At 41.3% G+C, this 20,075-nt stretch carries 14 protein-coding genes; 8 read left to right on the top strand and 6 right to left on the bottom strand.

All coding sequences use genetic code 11. From position 1 onward, the window contains the following. Positions 1–95: 95 nt before the first annotated feature. From csrD to Q4600_RS05590, 4 genes are all read right to left on the bottom strand, one after another. Complete coding sequence (gene csrD, locus Q4600_RS05605; RefSeq protein ID WP_303513609.1) at positions 96–1,982, bottom strand: RNase E specificity factor CsrD; 1,887 nt, start codon at positions 1,980–1,982, stop codon at positions 96–98. A gap of 188 nt (positions 1,983–2,170) precedes the next feature. After that, positions 2,171–3,418 carry a malic enzyme-like NAD(P)-binding protein gene (locus tag Q4600_RS05600; RefSeq protein WP_102527428.1) on the bottom strand — a complete coding sequence of 416 codons (1,248 nt, stop codon included), beginning with the start codon at positions 3,416–3,418 and terminating at the stop codon, positions 2,171–2,173. Between the two features lie 429 nt (positions 3,419–3,847). Further along, positions 3,848–4,060, bottom strand: coding sequence for a 50S ribosomal protein L31 (gene rpmE / locus Q4600_RS05595; RefSeq protein WP_102527427.1), 213 nt, complete (start codon positions 4,058–4,060; stop codon positions 3,848–3,850). A gap of 125 nt (positions 4,061–4,185) precedes the next feature. Beyond that, positions 4,186–5,019 (bottom strand): FimV/HubP family polar landmark protein, encoded by an 834-nt coding sequence (locus Q4600_RS05590; RefSeq protein ID WP_303513605.1) that lies wholly within the window; start codon positions 5,017–5,019, stop codon positions 4,186–4,188. 77 nt (positions 5,020–5,096) lie between these two features. On the opposite strand from Q4600_RS05590, the gene priA reads away from it, so the two are divergent. From priA to Q4600_RS05575, 3 genes are all read left to right on the top strand, one after another. After that, complete coding sequence (priA, locus tag Q4600_RS05585; protein WP_248956048.1) at positions 5,097–7,292, top strand: primosomal protein N'; 2,196 nt, start codon at positions 5,097–5,099, stop codon at positions 7,290–7,292. Positions 7,293–7,515: 223 nt separating this feature from the next. Then, positions 7,516–9,261, top strand: a complete 1,746-nt coding sequence (gene argS / locus Q4600_RS05580; RefSeq protein WP_303513600.1) for an arginine--tRNA ligase — start codon at positions 7,516–7,518, stop codon at positions 9,259–9,261. Position 9,262: 1 nt separating this feature from the next. Further along, the gene (locus Q4600_RS05575) at positions 9,263–9,844 is read left to right on the top strand and encodes an SPOR domain-containing protein (RefSeq protein WP_102527423.1); all 582 of its coding nucleotides are present in this window, start codon (positions 9,263–9,265) and stop codon (positions 9,842–9,844) included. Between the two features lie 52 nt (positions 9,845–9,896). Here the strand turns inward: Q4600_RS05575 and Q4600_RS05570 are convergent, their stop codons facing one another. Next, the gene (locus Q4600_RS05570) at positions 9,897–12,053 is read right to left on the bottom strand and encodes a hypothetical protein (RefSeq protein ID WP_303513596.1); all 2,157 of its coding nucleotides are present in this window, start codon (positions 12,051–12,053) and stop codon (positions 9,897–9,899) included. 238 nt (positions 12,054–12,291) lie between these two features. On the opposite strand from Q4600_RS05570, the gene hslV reads away from it, so the two are divergent. From hslV to Q4600_RS05550, 4 genes are all read left to right on the top strand, one after another. After that, positions 12,292–12,816 carry an ATP-dependent protease subunit HslV gene (gene hslV / locus Q4600_RS05565; protein WP_102527422.1) on the top strand — a complete coding sequence of 175 codons (525 nt, stop codon included), beginning with the start codon at positions 12,292–12,294 and terminating at the stop codon, positions 12,814–12,816. A gap of 21 nt (positions 12,817–12,837) precedes the next feature. Beyond that, positions 12,838–14,163 (top strand): ATP-dependent protease ATPase subunit HslU, encoded by a 1,326-nt coding sequence (hslU, locus tag Q4600_RS05560; protein ID WP_303513593.1) that lies wholly within the window; start codon positions 12,838–12,840, stop codon positions 14,161–14,163. Between the two features lie 186 nt (positions 14,164–14,349). Next, positions 14,350–14,742, top strand: a complete 393-nt coding sequence (locus Q4600_RS05555) for a gamma-butyrobetaine hydroxylase-like domain-containing protein (RefSeq protein WP_102527495.1) — start codon at positions 14,350–14,352, stop codon at positions 14,740–14,742. A gap of 918 nt (positions 14,743–15,660) precedes the next feature. Continuing rightward, a complete protein-coding gene (locus Q4600_RS05550; RefSeq protein WP_303513591.1) occupies positions 15,661–16,206 on the top strand; it encodes a hypothetical protein in 546 nt (181 codons plus the stop codon). A gap of 165 nt (positions 16,207–16,371) precedes the next feature. On the opposite strand, the gene acnB is transcribed toward Q4600_RS05550, so the two are convergent. Beyond that, positions 16,372–18,969: a bifunctional aconitate hydratase 2/2-methylisocitrate dehydratase gene (gene acnB / locus Q4600_RS05545; RefSeq protein ID WP_229369690.1), complete on the bottom strand. Its 2,598-nt coding sequence runs from the start codon at positions 18,967–18,969 to the stop codon at positions 16,372–16,374. Positions 18,970–19,412: 443 nt separating this feature from the next. Here acnB and hxpB point away from each other — a divergent pair, with 443 nt between their 5' ends. Further along, positions 19,413–20,069 (top strand): hexitol phosphatase HxpB, encoded by a 657-nt coding sequence (gene hxpB / locus Q4600_RS05540; RefSeq protein ID WP_303513588.1) that lies wholly within the window; start codon positions 19,413–19,415, stop codon positions 20,067–20,069. Positions 20,070–20,075: the final 6 nt, after the last annotated feature.

Below are 20,075 nucleotides of genomic sequence, written 5' to 3'. Positions count from 1 at the left end.
ATTAAGTTGTATAAATTGACGCGGTAGATGATTAATACAAATCTTGTACCAATCCAGTATTAGATTTGCATTTAAAGGTAAGCAGGATAGGAAGTTTATTGGTTAAAGTAATCGCCTTGAGCTGCACTTACGCCTAAAATCTTCAAGGTTTGCCAGTCTTCAAAACGACTCACACCTTCAGCAAAAACCTGCACTTCAGCGCGATATAACCCCCCAATGAGGCTTCTAATAAATAGTTGGTTTTCGGATTTCAGATGGATTTGATGAATAATAGAGCGGTGCAATTTGACTAAGTCAAAGTGACACTCTTGAATGTAATGCGTGCCAACCACTTGCAGCCCAACATGATCAACACATAGCCTCGCTCCTATTTTGCGAAGCAAATTCAAATTTTCCATCAAATCTTGTTGATGCTTAACCACAATATCTTCTGATACCTCAAATATCAGCCGCGAGGCAAGATGTCGCTGTTCCATTAACGTGGTTCTTAACCAACGAATGAAAGCTCGACTGGTTAACGAGTCATAACTCAAATTGATACTAAAGCTGTCTTTGTTGTGTGCCATAAGCTCAAATAGCACGGTTTCAATCAACTGCCTTTCAATTTGCGGCATTAAGCCACACTTATTGGCCATAGGGATAAACAATGTCGCCCTAATTTCGTTACCTTGATTATCAATCGCTCGGCTAAATACTTCTTTATGGCAAGCATGGCCATCACTGTCGATAACATTCTCAGTTATCGCTACAAAGCGACGGTTAACTAAAGTGTTTTCTAAAAAACTTCTCCAGCGAACAGAGCCCTTGGCAATCTCTTTATCCACTGCGCCTTTATCGTACATAAACCAATTATTGGTCCGTTGTAGTTGCGCAGCTTTAAGCGCCATATCGACTTCTTCAAGCACCTGTTCCTGCATGTCGCCAGCTTTATAAAATGCAGCACCTAAATGAACATAATTATCTTGTGTATCAGATTGGTTTTTTAGTTGGCTAATACCTAATTTTAGCAGTTTGTTCGCTAAGGTATCAGCTTCAGCTAACGAGGCTTGAGGCACGACTATTGCGAACTGATTAAAGTCATAACGAGCGAAAACAACATCCTCATAAGGTTGCAGTAATGTACTGATGGCTTGAACTAAATCATTCAATTGTTCATTGATAACTTCATCCCCCTCTTGCTGTTGCAATAGGTCTAAGTCATCAAAGTTAATTAGCATCACAGCACCATGGGCAATCATACAGTTGTGATGGGTTAAGGCTTCAAGCCTATTTTCAAAAAAAATGCGATTGCCAATGCGGGTGCTAGGGTCTAAAAAGGTTTTTGAGCGAATAAACTGATCAAAGCGTCCACGCTCTTTTTGCGCATCTTGTAATTGCTCTAACAATTTGGTCATTGCACGATTAATTAATCTCGGTCGGCCATTACCCGCCGCACTTAACGCCTCGGCATGTTTACCATCTAGAACCAGTTTACTGCGCTGCGCTATCTGCTCAATTCCATCCAATTCATGTGTAAACCATCTCAATCCATAACGAACAAAAAGCCCAATAGCCACAAGTGATACAAGTATAATTAAGAGTTCATACCAACCTAATTGATGCAATAAATACGGTTGCGGCAACTTAAGTTCCATTGCTGTATCCGCTTTGGGATCAATAATGTGCTTGTATATGGTGGGATTGTTTTGCGGTGTTGGCGAGTAATACTCAAATACGATGTCATCGCCTTGAGTTAGCTTGAAACTGTTTGCGTTGTAAGCAATTAAAATCGGAGGTAGCCAAGCGTGTAAATCCCAATGACTATCGGGTTGGTAATGTTGTACCAGCATCGTCTCTAACTGGGTCACTTTTTGCTGTTGAAATTTGTATGTCAGTTGAACAAAGCTAACTAATGCACCAATAAAGAAAATAGCACCAACCGCAGTCAATGATAACAACCAAAAACTGGTTAACTTTGTAGTCAAAATTTTGGTTAACTTCATTTATCGGCGTCCTGCTATAAGCGCAATTCGATCTATCATATTTAACGATTGGTTAGCGATAACATCCACTTAACTGAGATTGATTATTCAGTAGCAGCTAGTAAAACGCAAACTCTATCTGTTTTAGATTAATTGTAGATACAAAAAAAGGGCTAACGCCCTTTTCTCTCACTGTGCCGTGCTATTACTTATAGCTTATATTCAGTAGGAACAGTATTGAGCACTGCGACACCTGAATCGATTGCAGCTTGAGACACTGCACTGGCAATATTTTTCAATAAACGTGGGTCCATTGGTTTTGGTAGCACATATTCAGGGCCAAAACTCATTGAATTAACATCAGGGTAAGCTGCTAACACTTCAGCAGGAACAGGCTCTTTAGCAATCGCTGCTAACGCCTTAACCGCAGCAATTTTCATTTCATCGTTTATTTCAGATGCGCGTACATCTAATGCACCTCTAAAGATGAAAGGAAAACACAACACATTGTTCACTTGGTTAGGGTAATCACTACGCCCAGTGCCCATGATCAAGTCACTGCGAGTCGCGTGTGCTAATTCAGGCTTAATTTCAGGGTCAGGGTTTGAACATGCAAAAATAACCGGATTAGGCGCCATCAAAGCAATATCATCAGCGGTTAATAAGTCTGCACCCGACAAACCTAAAAATGCGTCAGCATCTTTAATCACATCTTGTAGAGTGCGTTTATCCGTATTATTAGCAAACAATGCTTTATATTCATTAATGTCTTCACGACGGGTATGAATCACACCTTGTCTATCAAGCATATAAACATTTTCGCGTTGCGCACCACATTTTACCATCATGGTCATACACGCAATCGCTGCAGCGCCAGCACCAAGACAAACAAAGACGGCATCTTCGATTTTCTTACCTTGAATTTCTAACGCATTGATCATACCTGCGGTTGTCACAATCGCAGTACCATGCTGATCGTCATGAAAAACAGGCACATTACAACGGGCAATAAGTTCACGCTCAATTTCAAAACATTCAGGGGCCTTGATATCTTCAAGGTTAATCCCGCCAAACGTATCAGCAATCGATTCAACCGTGTTAATGAAATCAGCAGTGGTTCTGTGCTTCACTTCAATATCTGTCGAGTCGATATTGGCAAAACGTTTGAACAATAATGCTTTACCTTCCATAACAGGCTTTGATGCTAGCGGACCTAAGTTACCCAGCCCCAAAATAGCGGTACCGTTAGAGATAACTGCAACAGTATTACCTTTATTGGTATATCGGTAAGCATCATCAGGGTTCGCCGCTATCTCTCTTACTGGCTCAGCAACACCTGGACTATAGGCCAGCGACAGGTCATGACTCGTTTGAGCGGGTTTAGTAAGACTAACTGCAGTTTTACCTGCAATTGGAAATTCATGATAATCGAGAGCTTGCTGGCGAAAGTCAGACATTTTATGTTCCTGAATGAGGCAATTTATACTGCGAAATAAAGTTAAATTCAGTCAAAACACCCAATAAGCAAAATACTAAGAAAGTATCACAAGGAGCTATTAAGCGCTTTGGCAGGCAGTATAAATGAAAATTTAACAAAAGTTATCTTTAATCAGCAGAATTTAATCAAGTCATAATTTTTCAAGCTTAAATTAATCATCACAATAAGAATCAAAGACTTAAAATTGTAGAAAAATAACAAGATTTGACATAAAAAAGCGGAAATAGCTTCATAAAGTTACAAATAGTTTGCCTAAATAACAATATTATTAACCTAAGCGGCACAACATAATTTATAACTAAAAAATTAATTTTTTTGAAAGGAATTTGATCTTAAAACAAAAAAAGACGCCGAAGGCGTCTTTTTCTTAAAATAATTGCAGTCGCAATTACTTCTTACCAAGTGCACCAAAGCGCTTGTTGAATTTGTCGATACGACCACCGGTGTCAACAACTTTCTGAGTACCAGTGTAGAACGGGTGACATGCACCACATACGTCTAAATGTAAGTTTTTACCTACAGTAGAGTTTACTTTAATTACGTTACCACAAGTACAAGTTGCAGTTACTTCAGCGTAGTCTGGGTGGATACCTGATTTCATTTGGATTACCTTCAATAGCAGGCCATGTCGCTCTCCCAACCCGAAGTTGAGCACCACATGCGTTCATAACAATAGCGTTAAGGCGCGCAATAGTACAGTATCTGTCCAAGTCAAACAAGTGAAAATTAATTTGCTCTATGTTGTTGCTGTAAGGCCTCAAAGGCAGCCTTATCTTCTGACTTGTTTACATATTGATTTAATTCAGTTTGTGACGGGCAATTCAGTGTCACATCTTGTCTAATCAAATGAATCTTCTGCTTTGAAAAACCATTGGGGTTGGCATCATAAATTGCCAACATCGCACCATATACATTGGTATTCCATTGCTTTTGATAACGAGATGCAATGCGCCACAAGGTATCAGAAGGCGTACGCTCAATCATACAGTCCGCACTAACAGTAGGAGTTGAACCCGATCTACTCACTGCATCAACGGGTATAGATTTTTTCACTATGTTGTGGGATTCAGCTTGTGGTTTATTAACGGCTGTAGACTGTGCAATCTTATCACCCGAATAAGGCATTGGAGCGACTTTTTTAGGTTGATTACGCGTATCAATTCTAACTTCAGTCTTGTCGGTAATTTTAATAAAAGGCGAATCAAATACCGGCAATACAGCATATTGGCGCCAGCTATTGCCCTTATACTCACTGACAATAAGCTTAGCATTGGGGTCGGTCACTTCATCCACACCAATCGCAAATAACATATAGCCACTGATAGGCTGAACCATCAGTTCTTCCATCACCTCTTTTGAACCATTAGTTTGGCGAAGGTGAAAGCTAATTCGAGAGAAGTCATTTCTACCCGCGACAATATTCAGTTTGATTTTTGGATGCTGGCCGACTTCAAATTGACGACTGTTGATACTGATGTGGCTCATTGCAGCTTGAGCCACAACTGAAAATAAAAAAAGTGATAGAGCCAATACAGCTTTATTGAATATTCCTTTTGACATCAATTTTCTCTTATCCTATTTCTTTATGTTCAGGCTCTAGTAAACTAGACCTTCTCAATTCTTAATGATGATGAATTATGCCTGTGTTTGTTGAGGTTGCTCTGCCCGTTCCAATGCGGCAAACCTTTAGTTACCAAGTTCCTGAATCCAACGTATCACAAATACAGCTTGGACTGCGGGTAAAAGTTCCTTTTGGTAGACAACAACTTGTAGGCTTAATCACTGCGATTAAACAAGAGTGCGACGTACCAGCCAATAAGATTAAACCTTTTTCTGAGCTACTGGACACAACCCCCTTACTGCCTGAATCGCTTTATAAGTTGACCTTGTGGGCTGCACGATATTACTTTGCCAGTCAAGGGCAAATGCTCAGTCAGGCACTGCCCGTTGCATTACGTAAAGGCTTAAGTGCTCAACCACAAACCGTCACTTTTTTTAGTCTTAATGATGCAGGTAAGGCTGTCGACATTAGCGTGTTAAAACGTGCACCAGCACAAAAAAAGCTGTTTGAATTACTCCAGCAATCATCCATTAGCCAAGATGACTTCACCACCCAAGAACTCAGTAAAGTGGCTCTAAAAGCCCTTGAAGATAAAGGCTGGGTTGAGCGTCAGCTCGTCGTTAATGAAACCGATTTAAGTTGGCGTGAACAACTTAATATGACTGAAACGCCCTTAAAGCTCAACAAGCAACAAGCCGTTGCTGTTTCAGTGTTAAATCAACAAAAAGGGTTTCATTGCAGCTTACTTGAAGGTATCACTGGTTCAGGTAAAACAGAAGTCTATTTGTCGATTTTAGAAACCATTTTAAAACAAGGTAAACAGGCACTTATTTTAGTGCCTGAAATCGGCTTAACCCCGCAAACGATTAACCGTTTTAAGCGTCGTTTTGATGTCACTATTGCCGTTATTCACTCGGCGCTAACTGATAACCAACGCCTCGAAGCTTGGCGACAGGCTCGCAGTGGTGAAGCGGCAATTATCATTGGTACTCGCTCAGCGTTATTTACGCCAATGGCGTATCCTGGGCTGATTATTCTCGATGAAGAACATGACAGCAGCTTCAAACAACAAGAAGGTGTGCGTTATCATGCCCGTGACCTCGCGGTTATGCGTGGTCACTTAGAAAAAGTACAAGTGATACTTGGCTCGGCGACCCCATCGCTAGAAACCTTACAAAATGCCATTTCAGGGCGATACACCCACCTTGAACTCGCAGAACGAGCAGGCGCAGCTCAAAAGGTTAAGCAAGGTATCATTGATATCCGCTCCCAACCGCTAAAGTCAGGCATGTCAGCCTCGATGATTAACGAGATGCGTATGCACCTTGATGCAGGCAATCAAGTCTTACTATTTCTAAATCGCCGCGGATTTTCCCCTGCACTTTTATGTCATGAATGTGGCCATTTACACGAGTGCGATCGTTGTGACGCTTTCTTTACTGTGCATCAGGGTTTAAATGAGATTTGCTGTCACCATTGCGGTAATCAATATGCTATCCCACACCAGTGTCATGAGTGTGGCAGTACAATGTTAATGGGGCACGGAACAGGCACGGAGCAACTGGCACAAGCTCTTGAGCAAGAGTTTCCGCAATACCCAGTGGTGCGAATAGATCGTGATACCACCCGTAAAAAAGGCTCATTAGAAAAGCAGCTTAATAGCATTTTAAAAGGTGAGTATAAAATATTAGTCGGCACCCAAATGCTAGCGAAAGGACATCACTTTCCTGATGTCACATTGGTCGGATTAATGGATGTTGATGGGGCATTGTTTAGTGCAGATTTTAGAGCGCCGGAGCGTTTTGCTCAGCTCTATACTCAAGTATCAGGCCGTGCAGGTCGTGCAGACAAACCCGGAAAAGTATTACTGCAAACCCACCAAAGCGAAAACCCTATTTTGCATGACTTACTCAAAAACGGTTATGGGAAATTTGCCCGAGCTCAGCTAGAAGAGCGCCAACAAGCGTTACTTCCACCAGCTTGGCACATGGTACTGCTTCGCGCTGATGCCCACTTAGCTGAAGATGCCGACAACTTTTTGCAACAAGTGGCGAATTTATTACCCCAAGATAAAGATTTTGAAGTCATTGGGCCCATGCCAGCACCGCTTGATCGCAAAGCGGGCAAATATCGCCGTCAATTATTGTTTCAAGCTAAAAACCGTCAACGTTTGCAGCAGGAGTTTGAGCAAATTTTACCGCAAATCGAAGCGCTCACAGAAAGCAAACGTTGCCGCTGGAGCATCGACAGAGATCCACAAGATTTGATGTAATATTGTTGCAGCATACCTCTTATGGCAGCTTCGCTCGTTTTGCCAACATCGGCCTTTTTGCAACATAGCTCGTAATGCAAAATCAGTCGATTATGCTGCTATTTATTTCAAATCAAAAAAATCTCGAATAATTGACTCTTCGAGATAGCAATTGCATAGCAATAGCGGCTAAAATAGTCGGTTACCCCAGTCTTTCACTTTAAGTCAGTGCTAATAAACGCCCATGAAATCACATATTGCATCTTTACTAGAACAAACCATCGAATCTTTCAAGCAACAAGGCCTTGTCCCAGCTGATTTTCAGGCTCGTATTCAGGTGGAGCGAACTAAAGATAAAACTCATGGAGATTTAGCCACTAACTTGGCGATGATGCTGACAAAAGTCGCTAAAAAGAATCCCCGCGATATTGCCCAATTAATCATCGACAATTTACCTGCTTCTAGCCATGTCGCTAAAGTTGAAATCGCAGGCCCAGGGTTTATTAACTTCTTTATTGATGAAAACGCACTGGCCAATCAACTACAAGATGCACTTAACGATGATACTTTAGGCGTGACATTGCCGACTAAACAAACCATCGTTGTAGATTACTCTTCACCAAATCTTGCCAAAGAAATGCACGTAGGCCACTTACGCTCAACGATCATTGGTGACAGTGTCGTTCGTGCACTGGAATTTTTAGGTCATGACGTGATACGTCAAAACCATGTTGGCGATTGGGGCACCCAATTCGGCATGTTATTAGCCTATATGGAAGAATTACGTGCAGCCAACGGTGAGCAAGCTGAACTTGAACTTTCAGACCTAGAAACTTTTTACCGTGCTGCTAAAGTCCGCTTTGATGAGTCAGAAGAGTTCGCCACTCGTGCGCGTAACCTCGTTGTTTCATTACAATCAGGTGATGAGTACTGCAATAAGTTATGGCAAGAATTTAACGATATCTCACTGCATCATTGTCATGAGGTATATGAGCGTTTAGGGGTGAGCTTAACTCGTGCAGACGTACACGGTGAAAGTGCATACAACGCAGACCTCGAGCAAGTGGTTATCGACCTCGATGCTAAAGGTTTACTCAGCGAAAGTAATGGCGCCAAAGTGGTATTCCAAGAAGAGTTCCGCACTAAAGAAGGTGAGCCGTTACCTGTTATTATTCAAAAAGCAGATGGCGGTTACTTATACGCCACCTCTGACTTAGCCGCTATGCGTTACCGCTCAAATGTATTAAAAGCCGATCGCGCTTTATATTTTGTCGATTTACGCCAAGCACTGCATTTCCAACAAGTGTTCAAGCTTGCTAAAACCGCTGGATTTGTTCGTGAAGGTTTATCATTAGAGCATACAGGTTTTGGTACTATGAATGGCCCTGATGGCCGTCCATTTAAAACTCGTAGTGGTGGTGTTGTTAAGCTTGTTGACCTACTTGATGAAGCCAATACCCGTGCAATCGAACTAGTCCGTAGCAAGAATCCAGATATGGATGAAGCCACACTATTAGAAATCGCCCGCGTAGTTGGTATTAGCTCAGTGAAATACGCTGACCTTTCTAAGAACCGCAGCAGTGACTACATCTTTAGCTTTGAACAAATGCTCAGCTTTGAAGGCAATACCGCGCCTTACTTACTTTATGCCTACACTCGTGTGGCTGGTATCTTCAAACGTGCTGAAAACATAGACTTGAGCCAAGCTAAAATCGTACTTGAACACGATAAAGAAAAAGAGCTTGGCACTAAGCTTGCTCAGTTTGGTGAAGTGTTAACCCGCATGACCGAAAAGGGCTTACCTCACGTGATGTGTGCTTATGTCTATGAGCTAGCCAGTGAGTTCTCAAGTTTCTATGAAGCTTGCCCAGTTCTTGCTGCTGAAACTGAAGAGCAAAAGCAAAGCCGTTTACTATTATCGCAACTTACCGCTAAGACACTAAAAACAGGGTTATCTCTGTTAGGTATCGAAACGCTAGAGCGTATGTAACATGAGCAGAGATTACGCTAATAAAAAGCCTAGTCCTAAAAAGCGTCCGGCATCTAGAGGAAAAAAAGCGCAGCAACAGCGTTCTATTCCATATTTGCCGACCTTTATTGTTATTGCACTGGTTGTTGGCTTTGGTTACTTTTTATGGTCTATCAATGGTAGTTCAGACAATGCCACTGAACAGGTGACTCCAGCGACTAAAACAGTTGAAAAGCCGGTATCTAAACCTGCTAAGAAAGATCCTAATGCCCTTCCACCAAAACCAACAGAAGAGTGGACTTACTTAGAAGAATTAGCAAACAAAAGCATTGATATCGACGTACCTGAAGACGCACTCAAGTCTAAAGGCCCATATCAAATGCAGTGCGCTTCATTCAGAAAGCTCGAACCCGCTGAAGAAATGAAAGCCATGATTGCTTTCCAAGGTCTTGAAGCCCAAGTAAGAGCGACTCAAGGTACTACAGGCGTTTGGCATAAAGTCATTCTTGGCCCATTTGAGTCAAAACGCGCCGCTGAACGTGCAAGGCATAAACTGCAACGTGCAGGCATAAATGGCTGCCAGATCTGGTTGTGGGAATATTAATTTCAAATATTCACCCCATAAAAAAAGCGACTGTATTCAGTCGCTTTTTTTTCTAGAAGTACATTTTCACCTGCCGATATTGATTCATTTCAATCTCATCAGTAACCATAAACTGCTTATTAATATCAGTTAATGCCTGATATTCCTCAGGGAAAAACACTTTCAAACGGGCAATTCGAGCTAAATGGCTCGGCTCTATTTTATCGACAAACTGGCTAAGTCTAATAGTGGCTTGAGTTAACTTCCGCTGCTTATAACTATCTTCAAGGGCAAGGTCAAACGGATCTAATCCTAACATGTCCATATTCGGCTTGAGGCCATATTTTAATAACCAATCAACATGCTCTACTGATTTTTGAGCCGCCACAGTAAACAGATCATTTCCCCACGTGTCTTCGAGCGCAAAATCAAACTTTTCATCTTGTAAAGACTGCCATTTATTCAATGGCAATCCACCAAACATCGATAAACCACTTGGTTTCTTCGGCAGCATTCGAGACAGCCAAACGATTGTCAAACTTTCATCTTTAACCACATGGTGTAATAAGAAATCAATTTCTGATTGAGTTAGCGTATAAGTGGACGCATATATAACAGCCTCATCCACTCTGTTCTGCTTTATTAAATGCTTAAACTCATTTTCAACCCTTGCAGCCTCATTACGCTGGTTTTGATACAACAGCTCTTGGTGCCACACTGTAATTAATGCGGGATCAATACGATGTAATTCAGCACCAACATCAACTTCTTGCTTCATTAATGACTTAACTATTTCAACCATACTTTGTGGTGTAGCAAACTGCTGTGCATCATGTAAATCTTGCTCAATACGACCGCAAGGTGCACGTTGGGCAGCTAGCAGTTGCTTCCTTTCATCAGCCGCGATAATCGCTTGTGAGACTAATGAGTCATCAACTGCGGCAGGTACAATAGAGGTACTATCATCGATTAATTCAATGTCATTGATGACTTCCTCTAATCCTAGACCTTTAATGGGTGTAGTAAATCTGAAGCCGACTAAATAAGGAGGTCTAAAGTGAACTTCATTCTCTTGATTAGCACGTTCCATTGCCACGCCATGCGCTTTATACCCCTGCTTTTTGAGGTAAGTAAGGGTGTCAATATACTGATTTAAAGAGGTACCTCCATTAAGCTCCTCTTGGTTCTCTGGAAGGTTTAATAACGCAATATCCATTGCGGTAAAGATACCAGGCTCATTGGTAGGCTTAACACCTTTATTAGCTAACAACTTTAGTGTGGCTAAATCAAACTCACTCACAGCAACATCAGCCAAGTTGTAATAAGTACCGCCCCTATCGTCAATACCTGCTCCATCTCGGTCTTGAATGAAAGCAGGGAACTCATCATATGCCGTCGTATTATTGAGTAATACTTCAATGTACTCACTAGGTAGTTGGTTTCTTATCGCCAAAGCCACATCATTAACGGTAAACGTTTTGGCGTTTGCTTCAAGCGTAAAATCTTCAATAGACATCTGTGTTGCTATAGCAACAAAAAGCATTGATGGCGAAATCGCGGCAGTATTTTCAATCTGAATAAAGGAGTCTAAATAGGTATTAAAGTTATCTTGATTGCTTAATAGCAAAGCTAAATCATCAGCAGTGATGTCAGGCTTAACCTCAAACTTCATTGTCATTGCTGGACGTTCGGAACTCATTCCGCCCATTGAAGTTACAATTGATGTTATAACATCCTGATTAAAGCCATTGATAACGTCTAAACCTTGCCAATTAGCAAGAACTGCCACATCACTCGTTATCGTTTGTTTTTCTCTGGCTAAATTAACTTGAGCTTTCAGCAGTAAATCGTCAAAGCCATTATAATGAGTTGTATATTGCCCTTCATAAGCCAGTAACTCCCTAACTGTTTTACCATCCTTAAGAGATTGCTCTAAAGCCGTGATTATAATTTGATGTATTTGCCCAATTTGAGCGCTAAAATCGCCATTCATTTTACGACACTGAGCTTTAATCTCATTTAGTGAAGCCAATACTTCAACAGTACTTAAAGTAGGGTCATCAAGTAATCGTTGTGGGTCCATGACAATATCATGCGGTAATACTGATAATACAGGGGCCGTTAACTCGGTACTTTTTACAGGGGGGGCTTGAGTCTGATGATTGAAATAAAAAAATATACCAGCTAGGCCTATCACTACAGATAGTGCCAATATTCCTTTTTTTGACATAGATACAACTTTCCTTAGTCTTTTACTCTATATTTCGCCAAACAATTTCATATGCTTGGCAAATTAGTTACCTGAAAACCATCAAGCTATTTTGCAGATTATAATTATGTAATCAAAAGACAATATAACTGAATCAATCCCTTTAATCGCCTTGAATTTATTCTAACCATCCCCATATCTGTTTTATCAACCAGCAGCAGACTCAATTTTACTGCTGCCGTCGTTAAGAGGATTTACCGTGACTACTATCGTTTCTGTTCGCCGCAATAATCAAGTTGTCATCGCTGGTGATGGCCAAGTTTCCCTCGGCAATACCGTCATGAAAGGCAATGCGCGTAAAGTGCGTCGCTTATACCAAAATAAAGTAATCGCTGGCTTTGCTGGCGGGACAGCTGATGCATTTACTCTTTTTGAGCGCTTTGAAACCAAGCTCGAAATGCATCAAGGCCACTTATTAAAATCAGCAGTCGAACTGGCTAAAGATTGGCGTACCGACAAAATGCTTCGCAACCTAGAAGCCATGCTAATTGTTGCAGATACTAAAGAATCATTAATCATTACTGGTAACGGTGATGTAGTGCAACCTGAGCATGACTTAATTGCTATTGGTTCAGGCGGTAATTTCGCCCATGCATCTGCTTTAGCATTACTACAAAACACTGACTTGTCAGCGCGAGAAATTGCTGAAAAGTCACTCACCATTGCTGGTGATATTTGCGTATATACCAACCAACACAAAACGGTTGAGCAAATCGACTACTAAATTGAACGTAAGGAATTATTTATGTCTGAAATGACCCCTCGCGAGATTGTCCACGAATTAGACTCGCACATCATTGGTCAACAAAATGCAAAACGTTCAGTTGCTGTTGCTTTGCGTAACCGCTGGAGACGCATGCAACTTGAAGCATCATTTCGTCAAGAAGTGACGCCAAAAAACATCTTAATGATTGGCCCAACTGGTGTCGGTAAAACTGAAATTGCACGTCGTTTAGCAAAACTTGCTAACGCGCCTTTCATTAAAGTTGAAGCCACTAAATTTACTGAAGTGGGTTATGTCGGTAAAGAAGTTGAACAAATCATCCGTGACTTAACGGATTCAGCCATCAAGATGACACGCGAACAGCAAATGAAAAAAGGCCGTCACCGCGCAGAAGAACTTGCTGAAGAACGTATCCTAGATGTCTTGCTACCAAAGCCAAAAGATGACTGGAATACTGAGCAAAAAGATGACTCAAATACTCGTCAAATTTTCCGTAAAAAATTACGTGAAGGCCAGCTAGACGATAAAGAGATTGATATTGATTTAGCAGCACCGCAAGTTGGTGTTGAAATTATGTCTCCTCCTGGCATGGAAGAAATGACTAACCAGCTTCAAAGTATGTTCCAAAATATGGGCCAGACTAAAGAAAAGCGCAAGAAGGTGAAAATTAAAGAAGCCTTTAAGCTACTTATCGAAGAAGAAGCTGCCAAACTAGTCAACCAAGAAGACATGAAAGAACAAGCTATCGATTTGGTTGAACAAAACGGTATTGTATTCTTAGATGAAATCGACAAAATTTGTAAGCGCGGCGAAAGTTCAGGTCCTGATGTATCACGTGAAGGTGTGCAACGTGACTTACTGCCATTAATTGAAGGCTGTACCGTTACCACTAAACACGGCATGGTGAAAACTGATCATATCTTGTTTATTGCTTCTGGTGCTTTCCAGATGTCAAAACCATCTGACTTGATCCCAGAGCTTCAAGGTCGTTTACCTATTCGTGTTGAGCTTAGCGCATTAACAGCTGATGACTTTAAACGTATCTTAACTGAGCCACACGCTTCGTTAACCGAGCAATACGTTGCACTGATGGGTACTGAAGGCGTTAAAGTTGAGTTTGCTGAATCAGGTATTGAAAAAATTGCCCATGCCGCTTGGCAGGTTAACGAAACCACTGAAAACATCGGTGCACGTCGTCTTCATACTGTAATGGAAAAGCTGATGGAAGAAATCTCATACGATGCATCAGAGAAGTCTGGTAGCACCTTTGTGATTGACGAAGCTTATGTAACAGATCATCTAGATACCTTGGTTGAAGATGAAGACTTAAGCCGCTTTATTCTTTAAGCGCTGCTTGAATTTACTTTTTCAGTAAGCTAAAACGTTCTGTGATCTAAAACTAATTTAGCATCGACAGGATTAGCAAAATAAAGGTGATTAGTGCCACAATGGCCTATCACCTTTTTTATTGTCTATCATTGCCAGCAAGCTAACTTAACTGTTGCTGACAGCATCTTAAAAGAGAGCTATTTCATGAGCCAGCAAGACAAAAGCCCAGTTGTTACTAATCTAAAGTTAAAGCGTAAATCAAAGTTACTTGAGGTTACTTTTGATAACGGTGATGTCTTTAACATCACTTGTGAAATGCTAAGAGTTAACTCTCCGTCTGCAGAAGTGCAGCGCCATGGTAATCCGATTTTAGTCACCCACAAAAAAGCCGTAAACATCAAGGGTATTGAACCAGTAGGCAACTATGCGGTAAAAATCATTTTTGATGACGGCCATGACACAGGCTTATTCTCATGGAAATTATTGCATGAATTTGGCACCCATCAAGTAGAGATCTGGGAACGTTATTTAGCCCGTTTACGTGCAGAGAAAGGTTCTCGTGAACCCTTGATTGATATGAATATTAAGTATTCATAAGTTGTGATTTCCAAGCTTCTTTGAGCACAACCTTGTGGCGTTTCACTTTATTTGCGAATTAACTATGATTGCTCTTATCAAGTTCCATTTGAATTAGATCAAGGTCGTGGCGCTTCGCCCACACCAGACCAAGAAGGGTGAAACTGCTCACCCCTCTTGGATCACCCCAGCAGCCCCGGCGAAATTTTCTGTGAAGCGAAAGATTTCCAACGGGGGATCAGTCAAGCTTTAAAATTCATTTGTTGCTAACTTCAGACCCTGTTTATTATAAAGAGTGAAAATGCTAACGCTTCCGATGGTGAATCCATGCACCGCACAAGCTAACCTGACATCCTGTCAGGCTCACGCTACTTTCTTCAACGCCCTCAATTCAAATAGAGTCTTTTAGAAGATTAGGTTCCTGAACTTTTGAGCTTTCTAGCTCTTTAAATTGTAACAAATACAGTCAAATCGAAGAGATAATAATCCTAGTGTAGATGCAGCAGCGAGCTTCCAAAACATGGATGTTTTGGCAGAGCTTACAGGGATGTACTTGCAGCGTCTCGCAGTTGTATCTGCACATAAGCCTGCGGCAGGCAATGGATTAGATTGAAGTAATGGACTACCGAAACAGAGCCAATATAAATGAAGTATAGAGTTGGTGTTCGTAGAACGTTTTGCCCCAAAGCTTGCTAGAGTCATAACTATTTCACAAATTGCTGAGTCACATTTTCCAAACCTGAATGAATGCATCAGGCAAGAATCAAGACCTGCCCCTACGACGACATGGCTGGCATCAATGATCTCCTATTAATATTTCTATATTGAGTGTCAAGTTGGTAAAACAAGCATCACGTGTTGAGAAAGCTTTACTGCTCAGATAACATGAACGGCGCCACCCTGCTAGTACCGTTAATTTATGTGTAAAGGAGTCTAGCCTTGATTGAAGTGTATACAAAAGAATATTGGCTAAATGAATTGAAAGAGTCAGCACAATTCTTAGAGAGCTTATATCGTACAACGGTCTGGGACAACGAACTCGAATTTAAAACAGAGAAAGCTGTATTTCTTGGTTGTTACGCAATTCGTAAACTTAAAGAAAGTAAATTACTCAGTACGGAACTTTCTGGTTTTAATACTAGTTTAATTTCACATCCCATTAGATCTGAACACGATAGTATTGTTGATGAAAAGTGGTCTAAAAAATACAACTTTGGGCAAAGCGATAGTAATGAATTAGCATTGGAAAGATTATGTAATCAATTTATCCATAGCAAAATATATTCGCCATTTGTTCCTGGAGGTCAAGGTTGCATGGGATTCTTTTTTGCTTCAGACAAAGAGTACAGAAAACAAGTTTACTATGTTCAGCTCATAAAAATCGTTAGTCTTTTTTTAAGTGTTGTACACAATAAAAAAGTTAATTTAGAGCTAGAGGTAAATGGTGCTGAGGTTAGCGCCATAAATCTCTCAATACACACATAATGAGCATTCAAGCAAAACCCACGACTTTTCCCAAACGCAGTTTGGACATTTTACCCAGCAGCAAGCTATCACCCTACAAAACCCAAACCCCAGACACAAAAATGCCAGCTTAATCGCTGGCATTTTTCAGTTTACGCTTTTAAACGTAAGTCATCTTATTAAAGATTAAACTGCAGCTTGGAAAATCACGCTGTCAGCTTTCTTGGTGTAAGACTCAATCTCATTAAAGTTCAAGTAACGGTAAGTGTCAGCTGCTGTTGCATCTAACTCTTTCGCGTATTCTTGATACTCTGCTGGAGAAGGTAAACGACCCAATAGTGCAGCTACGGCAGCTAACTCAGCAGAAGCTAAGTATACGTTAGCACCAGTACCTAAACGGTTCGGGAAGTTACGTGTTGAAGTTGACACAACTGTTGAGTTCTCAGCAACACGTGCTTGGTTACCCATACATAATGAACAACCTGGGATCTCGATACGCGCACCAACACGACCAAAGATGGCGTAATAACCTTCTTCAGTTAATTGGTCTTTATCCATCTTCGTTGGTGGAGCAATCCACAAGCGAGTCGGTAACGTTGTTGCAAACTTATCAAGCATCTTACCTGTAGCACGGAAATGACCGATGTTAGTCATACAAGAACCAACGAAGACTTCGTCAATTTTGGTATCAACAACAGATGATAATAATACTGCATCATCTGGATCGTTTGGTGCACAAAGGATAGGCTCTTTGATATCAGCTAAATCAATTTCGATAACTTCTGCATATTCTGCATCACTATCAGCGCTCATTAGCTCAGGGTTCGCGATGAACTCTTCCATTCCTTTGATACGACGTTCAATCGTACGACGATCGCCGTAACCTTCAGAGATCATCCACTTCAACATCACGATGTTAGAGTTTAAGTATTCAATGATAGGATCTTTGTCTAGCTTAATAGTACAACCAGCAGCACTACGTTCAGCAGAAGCATCAGACAATTCGAATGCTTGCTCAACTTTAAGGTGCTCTAGACCTTCAATTTCTAATACTCGGCCAGAGAAAGCGTTAATTTTGCCTTTTTTCTCAACCGTTAATAAACCCATTTCAATTGCTTTATGCGGGATAGCATGTACAAGGTCACGTAATGTGATACCTGGTTGCATCTCACCTTTAAAGCGAACCAAAATTGATTCAGGCATATCAAGAGGCATTACACCTGTTGCAGCAGCGAAAGCCACTAAGCCAGAACCCGCAGGGAAAGAAATACCAATTGGGAAACGCGTATGTGAATCACCACCAGTACCTACAGTATCAGGCAGTAGCATACGGTTTAACCAAGAGTGAATAACCCCGTCACCTGGACGAAGTGCAACACCGCCACGATTCATGATGAAATCAGGCAATGTTTGATGCGTGTTCACATCAATTGGTTTTGGATATGCAGCGGTGTGACAGAAAGACTGCATAGTTAAATCGGCGCTGAAGCCTAAACATGCTAAATCTTTAAGTTCATCACGCGTCATAGGACCTGTGGTATCTTGAGAACCAACAGAGGTCATCTTAGGCTCACAATACTGACCTGGACGAACACCTGTTACGCCACATGCTTTACCGACCATCTTTTGTGCAAGGGTATAACCTTTGCTAGACGCAGCAACATCTTGTGGGCGAACAAATACTTCAGAAACAGCAAGACCTAACGTTTCACGAGCACGGTCTGTTAAGCCACGGCCAATGATCAGTGGAATACGGCCACCAGCACGAACTTCATCAAGTAGTACGTCGGTTTTCAGCTCAAACGTAGAGATGACTTCATCAGTGCCACCACGCTTAACAACGCCTTCATATGGATAAATGTCGATAACATCGCCCATTTCCATTTTGCTTACGTCTAGCTCGATTGGTAATGCGCCAGCATCTTCCATAGTGTTAAAGAAGATGGGTGCTATTTTGCCACCTAAACAGAAACCACCAGCACGTTTATTTGGTACATAAGGGATATCATCACCCATGAACCATAATACTGAGTTAGTTGCTGATTTACGTGAAGAACCCGTACCAACAACATCACCCACGTAAACGAGTGGGTTGCCTTTGGTTTTAAGTGCTTCAATTTCCTTGATTGGACCCACAGTACCAGCAGCATCAGGTACGATGCCTTCACGCGCATTCTTTAGCATCGCTAAAGCATGTAACGGGATGTCTGGACGTGACCAAGCATCAGGAGCAGGAGACAAGTCATCTGTGTTTGTCTCGCCTGATACTTTAAATACGGTAAGTGATACTTTGTCTGCAAGTTTTGGACGGTTTAAGAACCATTCAGCTTCAGCCCAAGAAGTAACGATTTGCTTAGCAAATGCGTTGCCTGCTTGCATTTTTTCTACCACGTCGTGGTAAGCATCAAACATTAATAGGGTATTTGATAATGCAGTCACAGCGATTGGCGCAAGTGCATCATTATCTAATTGAGCGATAAGCGGCTCAATGTTGTAACCACCTTGCATAGTACCAAGTAGTTCAGTAGCACGCTCAGTAGATAGAATTGGTGACGATACAGTGCCTTTTGCAACTGCATCTAAGAATGCCGCTTTAACATACGCAGCTTCATCAACACCAGGGGGAATACGATTCTCTAATAAGTCAAGAATTACGGCCTCTTCACCAGCAGGCGGAGTCTCAACTAACTTCACTAATTCAGCCACTTGTTGTGCATCTAATGGCTTAGGGACAACACCCTCTGCAGCACGTTCTGCGACGTGTTTACGATATGCTTCTAGCACGGCAACATTCCTCTTTGTTTGGCGCCTAACAGCGAAACTGAACGTCATTGTCTATGAAAAACATAAAAAATGACCATTCCACAGGTTCGGGCTTGAAATCCGACCCGTAGTATACTACAGGTTTGCAAAAGTATGAATTAGATCACACTCTAATGGAGACGAAATCGATGCTAATTTTTAGCTCGCAGCACAATTTAACAGCCACTTTAAACAAATAAAATTAGACAATAGTTTTAAACAACAAAAAAAATGATTTAATTCATCAACTTAATAGTCTCACAGGATTTAAATTAATCCTACAAAGCAATTGAATAACATAGATGATTTTTTGCTATTTTTTTTGCTATTCTGCATAGTCTTTGTACAGATATAGAGTTATCAGACTCTAAAGAGTACTTATTCAAGCTTATTGAATGTTTATTCAATTAACAAAAGGGTTCGTCATGAGTTCCACTCCAATAGAAGCCGTTATTTTTGATATGGATGGCATAATTATCGACACTGAGCCTGCGTGGCAACAAGCTGAAGTCGCAGTAATGAATCAATTTGGTGTACCAATTAATTTGGTGGATGCAGAGGTAACAACAGGCTTGAGAATCGATGCTGTCGTTAATTACTGGTATCAAAGACATCCTTGGCCTAACTATGACAATCAGCACGTCGCTCAGCAGATTATTGATAAGGTCGTCGCCTTTATCGAAACTGAAGGCGAACCGATGCGAGGTGTCGTTGAAGCCTTAAAGTTATGCCAGCAAAAGCAGCTTAAGATTGGGCTGGCGACATCTTCGTCATCCGATTTAATTGAAGCTGTCATGAAAAAATTAGGCATTAAAAATTACTTCATGGCGATAGAGTCTGCTGAACACCTGCAATACGGTAAGCCGCATCCTGAGGTATATCTTAACTGCGCGAATGCACTGGGTATTTCTCCGGCGAATTGTTTGGCGATAGAAGACTCATTCAATGGCTTAATCGCCGCAAGAGCCGCTTCAATGCAAACGGTGGCTATACCAGCAGCTGAACTTGCCCAGCAATCTCGCTGGCAAATTGGTCACCATCAACTCGAGCATCTCGGCTTATTAACTGAGGTACTCGGGTGATACTGG

The organism is Shewanella sp. 2_MG-2023, assembly GCF_030548905.1.
Taxonomy (GTDB): Bacteria; Pseudomonadota; Gammaproteobacteria; order Enterobacterales; family Shewanellaceae; genus Shewanella; species Shewanella electrodiphila.
This window is presented reverse-complemented; position numbering and strand designations above follow the sequence as displayed.